General features: G+C 70.5%; 13 protein-coding genes. 8 read left to right on the top strand and 5 right to left on the bottom strand.

The window, feature by feature from the left end; translation table 11 throughout:
- Positions 1-123: 123 nt before the first annotated feature.
- Positions 124-1077: an NAD-dependent epimerase/dehydratase family protein gene (locus QHF89_RS36890; protein ID WP_136972186.1), complete on the bottom strand. Its 954-nt coding sequence runs from the start codon at positions 1075-1077 to the stop codon at positions 124-126.
- An 86-nt stretch (positions 1078-1163) separates the two neighbouring features.
- On the opposite strand from QHF89_RS36890, the gene QHF89_RS36895 reads away from it, so the two are divergent.
- A complete protein-coding gene (locus QHF89_RS36895; RefSeq protein WP_136972151.1) occupies positions 1164-1577 on the top strand; it encodes a helix-turn-helix domain-containing protein in 414 nt (137 codons plus the stop codon).
- Here QHF89_RS36895 and QHF89_RS36900 read toward each other — a convergent pair whose 3' ends face one another.
- On the bottom strand, positions 1578-2522 hold the full coding sequence (locus QHF89_RS36900; protein WP_136972152.1) for an NAD-dependent epimerase/dehydratase family protein: 945 nt from the start codon (positions 2520-2522) through the stop codon (positions 1578-1580).
- Between the two features lie 87 nt (positions 2523-2609).
- Here QHF89_RS36900 and QHF89_RS36905 point away from each other — a divergent pair, with 87 nt between their 5' ends.
- Together QHF89_RS36905 and QHF89_RS36910 are read left to right on the top strand one after the other, a co-directional pair.
- Positions 2610-3632, top strand: coding sequence for a glycosyltransferase family 2 protein (locus QHF89_RS36905; RefSeq protein ID WP_284721406.1), 1023 nt, complete (start codon positions 2610-2612; stop codon positions 3630-3632).
- Positions 3629-4240 (top strand): class I SAM-dependent methyltransferase, encoded by a 612-nt coding sequence (locus QHF89_RS36910; RefSeq protein ID WP_136972153.1) that lies wholly within the window; start codon positions 3629-3631, stop codon positions 4238-4240. The genes QHF89_RS36905 and QHF89_RS36910 overlap by 4 nt, the downstream gene beginning before the upstream one ends.
- 27 nt (positions 4241-4267) lie before the next feature.
- On the opposite strand, the gene QHF89_RS36915 is transcribed toward QHF89_RS36910, so the two are convergent.
- Entirely contained in the window at positions 4268-4564 is a 297-nt protein-coding gene (locus QHF89_RS36915; RefSeq protein ID WP_136972154.1) for a hypothetical protein, read from the bottom strand.
- 436 nt (positions 4565-5000) lie between these two features.
- Between QHF89_RS36915 and QHF89_RS36920 the strand changes: the two genes are divergently transcribed.
- Entirely contained in the window at positions 5001-5195 is a 195-nt protein-coding gene (locus tag QHF89_RS36920; protein WP_136972155.1) for a hypothetical protein, read from the top strand.
- 2 nt (positions 5196-5197) lie between these two features.
- Here the strand turns inward: QHF89_RS36920 and QHF89_RS36925 are convergent, their stop codons facing one another.
- Positions 5198-7771 carry a hypothetical protein gene (locus tag QHF89_RS36925; protein WP_136972156.1) on the bottom strand — a complete coding sequence of 858 codons (2574 nt, stop codon included), beginning with the start codon at positions 7769-7771 and terminating at the stop codon, positions 5198-5200.
- Positions 7772-7906: 135 nt separating this feature from the next.
- Here QHF89_RS36925 and QHF89_RS36930 point away from each other — a divergent pair, with 135 nt between their 5' ends.
- The 4 genes from QHF89_RS36930 to QHF89_RS36945 all read left to right on the top strand — a co-directional run bounded on the left by QHF89_RS36930 (position 7907) and on the right by QHF89_RS36945 (position 11877).
- On the top strand, positions 7907-8068 hold the full coding sequence (locus tag QHF89_RS36930; RefSeq protein ID WP_170229638.1) for a hypothetical protein: 162 nt from the start codon (positions 7907-7909) through the stop codon (positions 8066-8068).
- 22 nt (positions 8069-8090) lie between these two features.
- On the top strand, positions 8091-9203 hold the full coding sequence (locus tag QHF89_RS36935) for a hypothetical protein (RefSeq protein ID WP_136972157.1): 1113 nt from the start codon (positions 8091-8093) through the stop codon (positions 9201-9203).
- Positions 9204-9271: 68 nt separating this feature from the next.
- Positions 9272-11068: an AMP-dependent synthetase/ligase gene (locus QHF89_RS36940; protein ID WP_136972158.1), complete on the top strand. Its 1797-nt coding sequence runs from the start codon at positions 9272-9274 to the stop codon at positions 11066-11068.
- Positions 11069-11121: 53 nt separating this feature from the next.
- Entirely contained in the window at positions 11122-11877 is a 756-nt protein-coding gene (locus QHF89_RS36945) for an HAD family hydrolase (RefSeq protein WP_136972159.1), read from the top strand.
- On the opposite strand, the gene QHF89_RS36950 is transcribed toward QHF89_RS36945, so the two are convergent.
- On the bottom strand, positions 11831-13147 hold the full coding sequence (locus QHF89_RS36950; protein ID WP_284721407.1) for a hypothetical protein: 1317 nt from the start codon (positions 13145-13147) through the stop codon (positions 11831-11833). The genes QHF89_RS36945 and QHF89_RS36950 overlap by 47 nt on opposite strands.
- Positions 13148-13165: the final 18 nt, after the last annotated feature.

A 13165-nucleotide genomic window follows, 5' to 3' on the forward strand; every position in this document is an offset into this window, starting at 1 on the left:
CCCCGCCCTGACCCACCGCGGCACCCGCTCCCGCGAGGATCACCCCTACCTCCCCGCTCCCATCCCCGGCGCCCCCGAGGATCCCCCCTCCCCTGCCCTCTTCATCTCCGGCGCGGACCTAGATCACCCCCCAACGATCCGCCCCCAGTTCTCCTCGTACCAAGCGATCGTCTTCACCAACCCGTCCCCAAGCTCCGTCCGCGCCTCGAACCCGAACCATTCCCGCGCGCGCGACACATCCAGCATCCTGCGCGGCTGCCCGTTCGGGCGCGCGCTGTCCCAGACGATGTCCCCTTCATACCCCACCGCCTTCGCGATCGTCGCCGCCAGGTCCCGCATCGACACCTCGCGCCCCGCGCCGAGGTTCACCGGCTCCTCGCCGTCGTAACGCTCCGCCGCCCGCACGAGCCCCTCGGCCGCGTCCTCCACGTAGAGGAACTCCCGCGTCGGCGAACCGTCGCCCCACAAAACGACCGACCGCTCCCCCGCCCGCCGCGCCTCCACGAACTTCCGGATCATCGCCGGGATCACGTGCGAGTCCTCCAGGTCGAAATTGTCCCGCGGGCCATACAGGTTCACCGGGAAGACGACGACAAACTTCGACCCGAACTCTTTCCGGTACGCCTGCGCCATCACGAGCAGCGCCTTCTTCGCGATCCCGTACGGCGCATTCGTCTCCTCCGGATACCCGTTCCAGAGATCCTCTTCCCGGAACGGCACCGGCGCAAACTTCGGATAGGCACATATGGTACCGGCCACTACAACCTTGGGCGTCCCCGCGCGCCGCGCCTCTTCGAGGACGTGCAGGCCCATGGCCATGTTGTCGCGGAAGAAGGTGCCGGGGTGGCGCCGGTTCGCGCCAATTCCACCGACACGCGCGGCCAGATGCAAGACGAGGTCGGGCCGATGCGTTTCAAAGAGAGATCGCGTCGCGTACGCGTCCGTCAGATCGAACGCGGCCGAGCGGGGGACCACGATCTGGCGCGCGCCACGCGCTTTCAGCACTTCCACAACGTGCGAGCCGAGGAACCCGGCGCCGCCTGTGACGAGGATCTTGGAGTCAGAGAGAGGGAACATCGGCATGGCAAGCACGACCTTAGCGCAGGCGATACCACCCCCACGCCCCGGGCGCAGCCAATCGATCGAGAAGTAGCGAGACGCACATGCCGCGCAGAGTCCGCCCCAAAAAGCTCTTTCTCACGATCGGCGAGCGCGTGAAGACGTTCCGGCTCGCCGCCGGGCTGACCCAGGAGGAGGTGGCCGAAGGTCACGCGCCCGGCGAGTCGCTCGCCAACAAAGGCCACATCTCCAGCATCGAGCACGGGCTCGCCAACCCCACCGTCGAGACCCTCCAGCGCATCGCCGAGGCGCTCGAAGGGCTCGACGTGGAGCTCGTCGACCTCGTCGTCTCCCCGGACGAGAGCCCACGCCACGCGGTCATCGCCCTCTCGCGCACGCTCCCCGACGAGGTGCTCGAAGAGATCCTGGCGAAATACGGGCCCCTGCCGGAGCTCGCGCCCCGGAAGAGGAAACGCACGCACCACCGGGCGAGCGGGGCGCGGCCCAAGGCGCGGTGATTACGTCCGGGAATACCAGTCCACGAACTTGCGAATCCCCTCGCGAATCCCCGTCCTCGGCTCGTACCCGAGCGCTGCCTTGGCCGCGCGGATGTCCGCAATCGTGTGCTCGACGTCGCCGACGATCGCCGGGCCCCGATGCACACGCGCCGGCTTGCCGAGGGCCTCGGCGAGCAGCGCGACGACCTCGTTCAACGTCGTCGGCGTGCCCCCGGCGCCGAGGTTGTAGACGCGGTAGCCGTCGTCCACCCGATCGATCGCGCGGAGCGTGCCGTCGATGACGTCGTCGACGTAGGTGTAGTCGCGGCTCGCCGTGCCCGTGCCGTAGAGCTCGATCGTCTCGCCCCGATCGATGGCGCGGCAGAACGCGTGGATGGCCATCTCGGGGCGCTGGCGCGGGCCGTAGACCGTGAAGTAACGCAAGCACGTGACCCCGAGGTCGTGCGTATGCACGAGCGCGCGCAGCACGAGCTCGGCCGCGCGTTTGCTTGCGGCGTACGAGCTCATCGGCTCGTCGGCGCGGTCGTCCTCGGCGAAGGGCAGGCGCTTGCTCGCGCCGTAGACCGAGGAGCTCGACGCGAACACGAAGCGGCGCACGCCCCGCGCGCGGGCGAGCTCGGCGAGGCGCGTCGTGCCCTCGACGTTCACGCGCTGGTAACGGGCCGGCACCGCGAGGCTCGGGCGCACGCCCGCGAGACTCGCGAGGTGCACGACGACGTCGAAGTCCGTGGCCGAGAGGATCTCCGCGACGGCCGCTTCGTCGAGCAGATCTGCCTCGACGACGTGGGCGCGGCCGCGGACGCGGGCGAGATTTCGCTCCTTGATCGAGCGCGCGTAATAAGGATCGAAGCTGTCGAGGCCGACGACCGTGTCGCCTCGATCGAGCAGGCGCTCAGCGAGGTGAGATCCGATGAACCCGGCGATGCCGGTCACGAGCAGCTTCATCGCGGGCGCGAGGGTAGCACCCCGATCTCGCCTTGCCTGTCCTCCGAGGCCTCGTGCGGACGGACCGTTCTGCTATCCTCCGCCGCCGTGAGCGCCGTGGACATCACCCAGCCCTCTCCGGGCGAGCCTCCTGCCATCGCCCTGACCCGCAAGGTGGCCGAGAGCCCGGTGGTCATCCTCCCGCGCGTCTCGCTCGTGGTCCCGGGCCTGAACGAAGCGAAGAGCCTGCCGGAGCTGGCCCGGCGCATCCACGAGGCGCTCTCCGGCAAGGAGGCCTACGAGCTCATCTTCGTGGACGACGGCAGCACGGACGACTCGTGGGCCGTGATCAAGCGCCTGGCCTCGGAGAACCCGGCCGTGCGGGGCGTGCGGCTGCGGAAAAACTTCGGCAAGGCCCAGGCCCTCACGGCCGGCTTCCGCAGGGCGCGCGGCACGATCTTCGTGACGATGGACGCCGATCTCCAGGACGATCCCGCGGACCTTCCGAACTTCCTCACCAAGCTGGAGGAAGGTCACGACGTCGTCGTCGGCTGGAAGGTGCAGCGCCTCGACCCGACGAACCGCCTGTTCCTCTCGCGGATCTTCAACGGCACCGTCGGCTACATGACGGGCGTGAAGCTGCACGACATGAACTGCGGCTTCAAGGCGTACCGGAGCGAGGTCATCCGCGCGATCCCGATCTACGGCGACCTGTTCCGGTTCATCCCGGCGCTCGCGGCGTCGCAGGGCTTCAGCGTCACCGAGATCCCGATCAAGCACCACGCGCGCAAGTACGGCAGCTCCCGCTACGGGCTCGAGCGCATCCTGCGCGGATCGTTCGACCTCATGAGCGTGCTCTTCCTGACGCGGTACCAGAAGAGGCCGATGCACCTCTTTGGCTTCGCGGGCGTGACGCTCGCGGGGATCGGCATGCTGATCGAGCTCTACCTGACCGTGCTCTGGTCCTTCGGTCACAAGATCGGCGACCGCCCGCTCTTGCTCCTCGGCGTGCTCATGATCGTCACGGGCATTCAGCTCTTCTCGATGGGCTTCATCGGCGAGTTCCTGACGTACCAGAGCCAGACCCGGCACCTCGAAGACGAGCCGCCGATCCGCGAGGAAATCCTGTGATCCCCGACGCGTACTTCGACCGGTTCGAGACGCAGAAGTACCGGCACAAGAACCCGGTGCAGCGGATGCTGATCCGCCGCTTCGCCGCCACGCTGCACTCGATGTTCCTCGAAGCTCTGCCAGCGCGCACGGTGCTCGAGGTGGGCTGCGGCGAGGGGTTCCTCTCCGGCTACCTGTCGGAAAAACTCGAAGACACGAGCTTCGTCGGCGTCGAGTACAACCCGGACGACGTCGCGCGGCTGCAACGCCACTTCCCGCGCATCGAGGCGCACGTGGGCTCGATCTACGACCTCGGGTTCCTCACGAAAAAGCCCGACGTCGTCGTGTGCTGCGAGGTGCTGGAGCACCTCGACGATCCACGCCGGGCGCTCGCGGAGCTGCGCAAGGTCGGGGCGCGGCGCGCGCTGCTCTCGGTGCCCCACGAGCCGTTCTTCATGCTGTCGAACTTGCTGCGCGGGAAAAACGTGTCGCGCTTCGGCAACGACATCGACCACAAGAACCACTGGGGCATGGCCTCGTTCCGCGCGCTGCTCGAACCGGACTTCGAGGTGCTCGATCTGCGAACGTCGTACCCGTGGATCCTCGCGCTCGCGGAGCCGCGCGCCTAGGGGATCGAGGTCGCAGGAGCGCAGCGCTCACCACCCGGGGTGGAGGCTCCCGTTGCAGCCTGAGGAGGCCTCCTCCACCTCGTAACAACATCGGCCGTTTTCGAGCAGGCCCTCGCCGAGGATGGTGAAGTCGCTCGGGGTCTCGCGCGAGATGATCTCCGTCGCCCGCGTGATCGGGGGGCATGTGTTCGGATCGTCGCCCGGCGTGTCCGGCCACGCGAAACATCGGTACGTCGTGAGATCATCGCCACACCCCTGGGTGGTGATGGGCACGACGAACAAGGCGAGCATGAACGCGCGCAGGAGGTTCTTGGAGGTGCGCATCCGCGTATCCTATCCGAACGTGCAGCCGGCCTCAGGACTGCGCTCCTTTCGCGCACAACGCGCCCCCGCCTGCAAACCGCCGGCTCTCCGCGCTTCCCCGCGTTGGATCCTATCTCGCAACGCTCCCCCACGTTGACGCGCCGCACGGCGGGTCTTCCCCGACAAACCATCCTCGCGCGCCCTCGTCCCCCGCGCTCGGCTGCGCCCCGACTGGACGAACCTTCCCTCGGCGAAGGCGTTTCCGCCCACTGGCCACGAGCTTGCATGGGTCGCTCTCGCGCGCGATCCACGTCCCCGAACTGCGAGGCACTAGCCCATGGCGCTCGATCTATCGATCTCCCACGGACAACGTACCCCCCCTGGTGCCCAGCCCGACACGAGCGAGCCCAGCGATGCACGTCCGCCAACGTCGACCCGGGTGGACGACGTGTCCCCGGTGTTACGAGCGCTGTCCCTCGCCCAAGCGCTGGCCGATGCGCTCGCCGATACCCGCGGCTTCGGGGTGAACGCCGCGGCCCAGCACGAGCTGTCGCTCGCGCATTCGCTCGCCTCGCACGTCGTCGACATCCTCGAGGGCCTGCCGCCGGAGTCCGTTCGGTCGAGGCCGTCCGCCCCGGATGCCGAGGAGTGACCCTAGGACGGCGGTCCCGCCTCGATCGCCCGCCGATACCGCTCCCGCCGCGTCCCATCCTTCAAAATCTCGTAGGCCTCGTCGAGCACCTCGAGGACGAGGCGCACATCGCCCTGGAGATCGGCCGTCGCGGCCGTGAGCAGGCGTGAAGGCTCGAAGAAGCGCCGCAGCTCCAGGTAGGCCCGCCGGATCTCGTAACTCGTCGCCGCGCGGCCGATGCCGAGCAGCGCGAAGTAGTCGCCGTCCTCGACGAGCGCGACCCGCGCCCGCACCCGCATGCGGATCGCCTCCTCGTCGAGCGGATCCTCCGCAGGACGGCGCTCGGCCGAAGCAGGGCGCGCCGGGGTGAGCGCGGTCAGGACCTCCAGGCACACGAGCGCGTAGAGCAGCGGCGTGAGGTCGTGCCCCGCTTGGGCCGCGAGCTCGCCCACGGTCGTGCCCGGCGCCTGCGCCACGAGCGTGGCTTCGTCGGGCACGAGCGCGCACTCGGAGAGGAGCGAGATGCGCGGGCCGGCGTCGAAACGCGCGGCCGCGCCGCCGAGGCGCGTGAAGGCGGCCTCGGGCGGGATCACGCGCCGGACGATCTCCACGAAGACCTCGGCCCCGGTGGCGCCGCCGAACACGTTGGGCTCGGCGCGCAGGCGGCCCGGCGGCTCGGCTTCGAGCTCCAGCGTGCCGGACTCGATGAGGATCGCCCGGCCGATGATCCACTCGGCGTGCGCGCGGAGGACGGGCCAGAGCGCGTCCTGCTGGAGAAATCCGTGCGCGATGAGCGCCGCGCCCGCGTGCCGGCCCGAGGGCGGGAGCTTGCCGGCGAGGCGAAACGCGACGTCGCGCTCGAGGTCGCCGCGGGCCGAGAGGAAGGAAAGGAGCGCCTCGTCGGCGACGCCCGATCCGGCCGTGACCACGTCCCCATCCTGGAGGACCACGCGGCGCACGGCCCCGCCTTCATGGATGGCGAGCGAGCCCGTGGCGCGGCTGGCGATGGCACGGGCGAGGGCGCGCGGCGCGTCGCCGGGGCCGAGCACGGTGGGATGCGCGCTGCGTGGCCCCTGCGAGGCATGCGGGGTCTGCGAGGACGGAACGGGCGCGGGCGGCGGCGGCACCGGCGGGGCGAGGCGCACCGAGGGCGGCGGGGCGTCCGAGGCGCGGCTGAGGATGCTGGGGGCCGTGGGCGGGGTCGGGGGGTTGGGGGTCGAGGGTCCGCTCGCCGGCGTGTAGCCCCCAAGCGGACGGGGGTTTGGGGGCACAGCTCCGCTCGCCGGCGCGTAGCCCCCAAGCGTGGACGCGAAGCGCGGCATGCCGCTCGGCACCGTCCAGCGGGCCGGGAAGACCGTCGGCGGCGCGACGTCGATCATGGGCTCGATCACGGGCGGCGGCGGGCGTGGCGGCGTGGGCGCGGACGCGGGCCGCGGCTCGATCGAGCGGGTGGCCGTGGTCGTCGCCTCCGTCGGGCGGATCGGCGTGCCCGGGTCGTCGCCGACGCGGGTCGAGCGCGGCTCCCAGGGCGTCGCGGGGGCCTCGGAGGAGGCGCCGCGGGTCTCCAGCGAGCGCGGCGTCGATGCGCCGGGCGCCGTTTTTCCGCCCAGCTCGCTCGGCTGCGGCGTGGGCGGCATGTCGAGCACGAGCTCGCCCACGCTCGGCGGCTCGAGGGCGGCGGCCGACGACGGCGGCGCGGGGTTGGGCGCGGTCGTGTTGCCATCGGCCAGGGCAAACGAGCCGGTCGTGATGCTGAGGGCGGCGTTGGGCCCCGTGCCCGGATCGAGCCCCGTGGTGGCGAGGTCCGACTGGGAGCTGTCGGCCTCGGCGTCGAGCGGCTCTTCGAGGATGGCGAGGAACTCGTCACCGAGGATGAGGTCCACCTCCTCCTCGACGGCCACGGCCGGCGGGGGCACGGACGAGGCCGGGGTCTGCGCGAGCACGCGTTGCTCGGCCGAGGCGAGCAAGTTCATGAGCTCGGGCGAGAGCTGCATGGGGTGCGTGGGCAGCAGCGTGGGCGGCGACTGCCCGTCGCTCTCGTCGGGCGGGAAGATCGACGCGCCCATCTCGGCGATCTCGGGCGCGCCGGGAAACGCGGACTGGAAGGCCGGCGGGAAGGCGCCGGTGCCGTCGTCGAGCAGGCCCGGGGGCACGGTCTCGCCGGGGCGGATCCCGGCGGCGCCGCGGTCGTCGACGATCGAATCGTCGAGCGGCGCCGGGTCGGCGAGCGCGGCGATCTGCGCGACGATGGCGTGGATGTCGAGGGGCCGCGCGAAGGAGCGACCGGCGGCGGAGTGCGCGCCGATCTCCGCGGCGCGCAGGCGGCTGCCCAGACAAACGAGCTCGGCGTCCTCGCCGCCGGGCAGCTCCTGCAGCCGCTCGATGGCGTCGCGCGCGCCGGGCTGATCGATGTCGACGAGCAGCACCCGCGGCGACTCGTCGAGCACGCGCGCTTCGAGCCGCTCGATGGGCGCGAAGGCCACGGCGAAGCCTTGCGCGCGGAGCGCCGACGCGATGGTTTGCCCTTCCGCGGACGCGTCCGCGATCAGAATCACGTCGCGACGCGGCGTGTTCGGGGCTTCCTCCATCGCGGGCACAGCGTGATCCTTCGACCCGAGGCACCTGGCTGTCAACGCGTGCGCCCTCGGGTCTTCCCTTCCTACGTCCAAGGCGGCGTTCGTTCCAACATTTGAAGCGAGCCGCGCACCTTTCTGGTGGTAAGAATCCAGCGCATGTCCGCCTTCGGCACCCCCCGAGAGCTCGCGCTGGTGGCCTTTCTGGTCGGGCTCGTCGTCATCCACTCGGTCGTCCCGCGGATCGGCGAGGCGATCGGCGGCCTCTTCGAGCGGAAGAAGGGAAGCGGAAAGGCAAGCCGCTCCGAGGGCGCGGGCTGAAAAACGTGGTAGGGCTCGGCCCGTGCAGACGCGCACGCGCAACGCCCTCGTGTTCGCGGCCGCCGCGGTGGTGGTCGTCGCGGCCGTCGCCTGGGTCTGGCAACGACGCGAGATGGCGCGGCCGCTGCCCGCGACGCTCGACGCGATCCCCGAAGGCGCGCTCCTCGTCGCCACGGCCGACCTCGGCGCGCTGCGACGCTCGGACGCCTTCGCGCCCCTGCTCTCCGAGACCCGCGAGATCCCCGGCCTCGGCAAGGTCCGCGACGTCTGCGGCTTTGATCCCATGGCCGGCCTCACGGAGATCGGCGTGGCCGTGCCCTCCTCCGGCGGCGACGGCGACTTCGGCCTCGTCGCCTCGGGCGCCATCGACCCGGACGCGCTGCTCGCCTGCGCGAGCAAGGTGATCGAGGCCCGCGGCGGCCGCTCGGTGGTGAACCCGATCGGCGCGTTTCGCACGGTGCGCGACGCGAGCCAGTCGACGAGCGGCGCGGAGATCGCCGTGCGCGAGGGCGGGCCCATCCTGCTCGGCGCAGGCAGCTACCTGCGCGCGATGATCGACGCGGCGGAGGGCCGCGTGCCGAGCGCGCGCGCCGACGGGGACCACACGAAGCTCGCGGCGGAGGCGGGCCCGGGCGCGCTGCGCGTGACGGTGGTGCTCACGCCGGAGCAGCGGCGCACGTTGCTCGAAGAGATCGCGCTGAGCGGGGCGCAGGGCTCGCCGGCGGCGTCGGTCGTGGGCCTGGGGCTCTCGGTGACGATCGGCGAGCGCGTGGGTTTGTCCGGAGTCGTGGCCTGTGACGCGGCGGCCCCGTGTGCCGATCTGGCGCGAATTTTCGATGGCAAACGGACTGCGCAGTCGGGCGATCCGCTCGTGCGCCTGATGGGCCTCGGGCCGATCCTCGAGCGGCTGCAGATCGGCGCGGAGGGCCCGCGCATTTCGGCGCGTGTGGACATGTCGACGGACGAGGCGACCGAGCTCGTGACGCGCGTGATCGCGTTGCGCGCCGCGGCAGCGCGGCAAAAAGGTCCGGTCGAGGAAGAGCCGCTGGCCCCGCCGCGGCCGAGGCCGCCGCCGCCCTCTGCCTCGTCGGAGGGTTCGACGCCCCCGCCGGCGCCGGCGCCGAAGCCGCGCTGAATCTTACGGCGGCGTCCGTTTTTCCAGTGCAACGAACGGCGCGCCGCTCGATTACACTCGGCGCAGCCATGTCTACGCCGAACGAGACCATCCCTTCCCGGCTCTTCAAGCAAGCAGAACGCAGGCCCGACGCGCCGGCCCACCAAATCAAATCGGGCGGCGTCTACCGGCCGAAGAGCTATCGGGAGCTCGCCGACGAGGTGAAGCGCCTGGGCAAGGCGATGATCGCGCTCGGCCAGGCGCCGGGCTTCACCGTGTGCCTCCTCGGCTTCAACCGCTCCGAGTGGGTCGCCTTCAACGTCGCGGCCATGGCCGCGGGCGGCGCGCCCGCTGGCATCTACACGACGTGTTCGCCCGAGGAGGTCGCGTACATCGTCCACCACGCCGAGAGCCAGATCGTCCTCGTCGAGGACGCCGGGCAGTGGGCGAAGATCGAGAAGATGCTGGGCGAGCTGCCGCACCTCAAGCACGTCGTCACGATGCGAGGCGCGCCCCGCATCGATCATCCGATCGTGTCCTCGTACGAGCAGTTCCTCGACAAGGGGAAGGACGTCACCGACGAAGCGTTTTTCGCGCGCATCGCCGCGCTCGAGCCGCAGGGACTCGCGACGCTGATTTACACGTCGGGCACGACGGGCCCGCCGAAGGGCGTGATGCTCTCGCACCAGAACCTCGCGTGGACCGCGGACACGGCGCAGCGGCTCGTCGGCGGCACCGCGCAGGACTGCGTGCTCTCGTACCTGCCGCTCTCGCACATCGCGGAGCAGATGTTCACCATCCACGGCTGCATCACGATGGGCGGATCGGCCTACTTCGCCGAGAGCATCGAGAAGGTGCCGGACAACCTCAAAGAGGTGCAGCCGACGCTCTTCTTCGGCGTGCCGCGCATCTGGGAGAAGTTCCACGCGGGCGTCCAGGGCAAGCTGAAGGGAGCCCAGGGCGCGAAGAAGGCGCTCGTCACGTGGGCGATGGACATCGCGCGTGAGGCGACGGCGGTGAAGATGCGCGGCGGAGAGCCCTCGGGCGCGCTCGGGCTCCAGTACAAGCTCGCGCAGAAGCTCGTGTTCGCGAAGCTGAAGGCGGCGATCGGCCTGTCACGCGCGCGCACGTGCGTGTGCGGCGCCGCGCCCGTGTCGAAGGAGATCCTCGCGTTCTTCGCGAGCCTCGACATCCTCGTCTCCGAGGTCTACGGCCAGAGCGAGGACACGGGCCCGACCACGTTCAACCTGGCGAACGACATGAAGCTCGGCGCGGTCGGCACGCGCATCGAGGGCATCGACGTGAGGATCGCCGAGGATGGGGAGATCCTGGTGAAGGGCCCGAACGTGTTCCTTGGCTACTACAAAGAGGCACAAGCGACGGCCGACACGCTCCAGGACGGCTGGCTGCACTCGGGGGACCTCGGGCAGTTCGACAAGGACGGGTTCTTGTCGATCACAGGTCGCAAGAAGGAAATCATCATCACGGCCGGCGGGAAAAACATCGCCCCGAAGAACATCGAGGCGGCCCTGAAAAACCACCCGCCCATCGCCGAGGCCGTCGTCATCGGCGACCGGCGCAAGTTCCTCACGGCGCTCGTGGTGATCGATCCGGCCGCCGCAGGCGAGATCGCGGGCGCACCCGGGGCAGATCCGTCGAAGCTCCGCGACGACCCCACCGTGGTGGCCGCGGTCCAGCAGGCGGTCGACCGTGTGAACGCCACGCTCGCTCGCGTGGAGACCGTGAAGAAATTTCACATCCTCGACCGCCCCTTCACCATCGAGCGAGGTGAGCTCACGCCCACCCTGAAGCTCAAGCGCCGCGTGGTGTACGACAACTACGCCAGCGAAATCGACGGCATGTACGAGGGCGCGCAAGACGCCTGACGCGACGACGAATCCCCCAAGCGCCTCCGCTCCGTGCTAACGGAGCCTGCGCCATGCACGCCGTCACCTTCGACTTCGGTCAAACCCTCGCCGCCCTCGACGCGGACCTCACGGCCGCCCGCCTCGCCGAGCGGAGCCTCTCGTTCGACCCCCAACGAATCGGGGCCGCTCTCCCCGACGCATGGCGCGTCTACGATGACGCCATCCATCGCGGCCTCGGCGGTCACCCCTGGAAGATCTTCATGCGCGCGCTGCTCGAACGCGCAGCCTCGTCGCCGCTCGACGAGGAGGCGCTCACGAGCGCCGTGGATTTCCTCTGGTCCGAGCAGCCCCGGAAGAACCTCTGGCGGCGCCCGATCCCCGGCATGCTGGAACTCGCGGAGGATCTCTCCGACGCGGGCGTGCCCGTGGGCATCATCTCGAACTCCGAGGGCCGGCTCGCCGAGCTCGTCGCAGAGCTCGGCTGGGACGATCGGTTCCTCGTGATCGCCGACAGCGGCCGGCTCGGCATGGACAAACCCGGCCGCGAGATCTTCACCTGGACCGCCGAGCGGCTCGGCCGGCCGCTCGATCGGGTCGTGCACGTCGGCGACTCGCTCGCCGCTGACGTGGAAGGTGCGCTCGGCGCAGGGCTGCGCGCAGTGTGGTTCGGCGGAGATCCGAAGCGCGCGCTCGGCGAGCGAGCGCGCGTGGCGAAGGACGCAGGCGAGGTGCGGCGGGCGCTCGTGGAGTTCGGGCTGACCGCCGTCGCCGAGCGTGTGCCTACTCGAGCTTCGACCCGGCCTGGATCCAAGCAGCGATCGACTTGATCTCGGCGTCCGTCATCGGCTCGCCCGAGAGCGGCATGAGGCTCGTCATGTCCGCGCGCCCTTCACACGCCGGATCCACCTTGCAAAGCAGGTAACTCGCCGCCGGTTGTCCCGGCACCACGCGTTGCGCGCCCGTCTGCACGCTGGGCACGTTGATCACGTTCGCGAGGAACGTGGCCGGGTCGGGTGTCAGATCCAGATCCCCCGCCTTGTCCGTGCTGTCGTGGCACTTCGACGTCGCGCAGCGCGAGCCCATGAGCGTGCGCACGCTCCCCCACGTGCCGGCCGTGTTCGGATCGGGCGCGTCGGGGTCGGGGGGACAATTTCCGTAGTCGATCGGGTCGAGGGCCGACAGATCGCCCTGCAACGTGTCCGGCTTCATGCCGCGGATCCAGCACCACACCGCGCGCGTCGCGAGCGCGGTCCACGTGCGCTGGAGGAGCGGCATGCGCGGGCCGTGTTTGTCCGAGAGCAGCCGCTTGTAGAGGTAACTGCGCCCCGGATCACCCGGCGCGACGAGCGACCACGGCGTCGCCGACGGATGCGCGCTGCCGTTGCCGTTCGCGTCGCCGACGCGCACCCGATCGAGGTCGGTCACGCGTACGTCGAGGAAGCCCTTCAGCGACGGAGGCGACGCGGTGAGGTTCACGATCACGCTCGCCGGCGAGCTGCCTGGCAGGAACGACGCGCCGTCGAGGGGCACGCTGAGCACCTCGGCGCCTGCGTCGTCGAGCCTGCGGATGCGCGCGCCGTTCGCGTCGAGCGAAGGCGGCGCCGAGGCGAGCCGAAGCTCCACGCTCGCCGGCGGGAACGGCGCGTTCTTGTCGAGGACGACCTGGAGGATCTCCCGCTCTTGCCCGCCGAGAACGAGTTTGTCGCCGGGGCGCTCGCACTCGTCGGGCACGAGGCTCGGCTCGGCCGCCGTGATCTGGCAAGGCGCGTTCACGAGCGCGAGCATGTCCTTCACGCCGCCGAGCTCGGGGTACTGCCGCGACGCATGGCACACGCCCTGGTTGAGCGAGCACGTCTGCGCGACGCCGAGCGCGTGCAGCGACGCGATGTTCGGGTAGATCGCCTCCGCCGGATCATCACTGCCGCCCGCGCCGCCGCCGTTCCCGCCGTTCCCGCCGGGGCCGCCGCTCCCGCCGGCGCCGCCGTCTCCGCCCGTGCCGCCGGTGAGCTCGACGTCCTCGTCGGCCCCGCACCCGACCACCATCCCCAGGGCGATCGAGAGTGCCCCGATCGCCCTGGTCGCCCGCGACAAACCCATCCTGCTCGTCCTTTCAAA

Source organism: Polyangium sorediatum (assembly GCF_029946465.1).
Taxonomy (GTDB): Bacteria; Myxococcota_A; Polyangia; order Polyangiales; family Polyangiaceae; genus Polyangium; species Polyangium fumosum.

Excerpts from the sequence above, each read along its gene's own strand:
- QHF89_RS36940 (WP_136972158.1), top strand. The coding sequence starts at position 9,272 with ATGTCTACGCCGAACGAGACCATCCCTTCCCGGCTCTTCAAGCAAGCA.
- QHF89_RS36930 (WP_170229638.1), top strand. The coding sequence starts at position 7,907 with ATGTCCGCCTTCGGCACCCCCCGAGAGCTCGCGCTGGTGGCCTTTCTG.
- QHF89_RS36900 (WP_136972152.1), bottom strand. The coding sequence starts at position 2,522 with ATGAAGCTGCTCGTGACCGGCATCGCCGGGTTCATCGGATCTCACCTC.
- QHF89_RS36895 (WP_136972151.1), top strand. The coding sequence starts at position 1,164 with ATGCCGCGCAGAGTCCGCCCCAAAAAGCTCTTTCTCACGATCGGCGAG.
- QHF89_RS36950 (WP_284721407.1), bottom strand. The coding sequence starts at position 13,147 with ATGGGTTTGTCGCGGGCGACCAGGGCGATCGGGGCACTCTCGATCGCC.
- QHF89_RS36945 (WP_136972159.1), top strand. The coding sequence starts at position 11,122 with ATGCACGCCGTCACCTTCGACTTCGGTCAAACCCTCGCCGCCCTCGAC.
- QHF89_RS36890 (WP_136972186.1), bottom strand. The coding sequence starts at position 1,077 with ATGTTCCCTCTCTCTGACTCCAAGATCCTCGTCACAGGCGGCGCCGGG.
- QHF89_RS36915 (WP_136972154.1), bottom strand. The coding sequence starts at position 4,564 with ATGCGCACCTCCAAGAACCTCCTGCGCGCGTTCATGCTCGCCTTGTTC.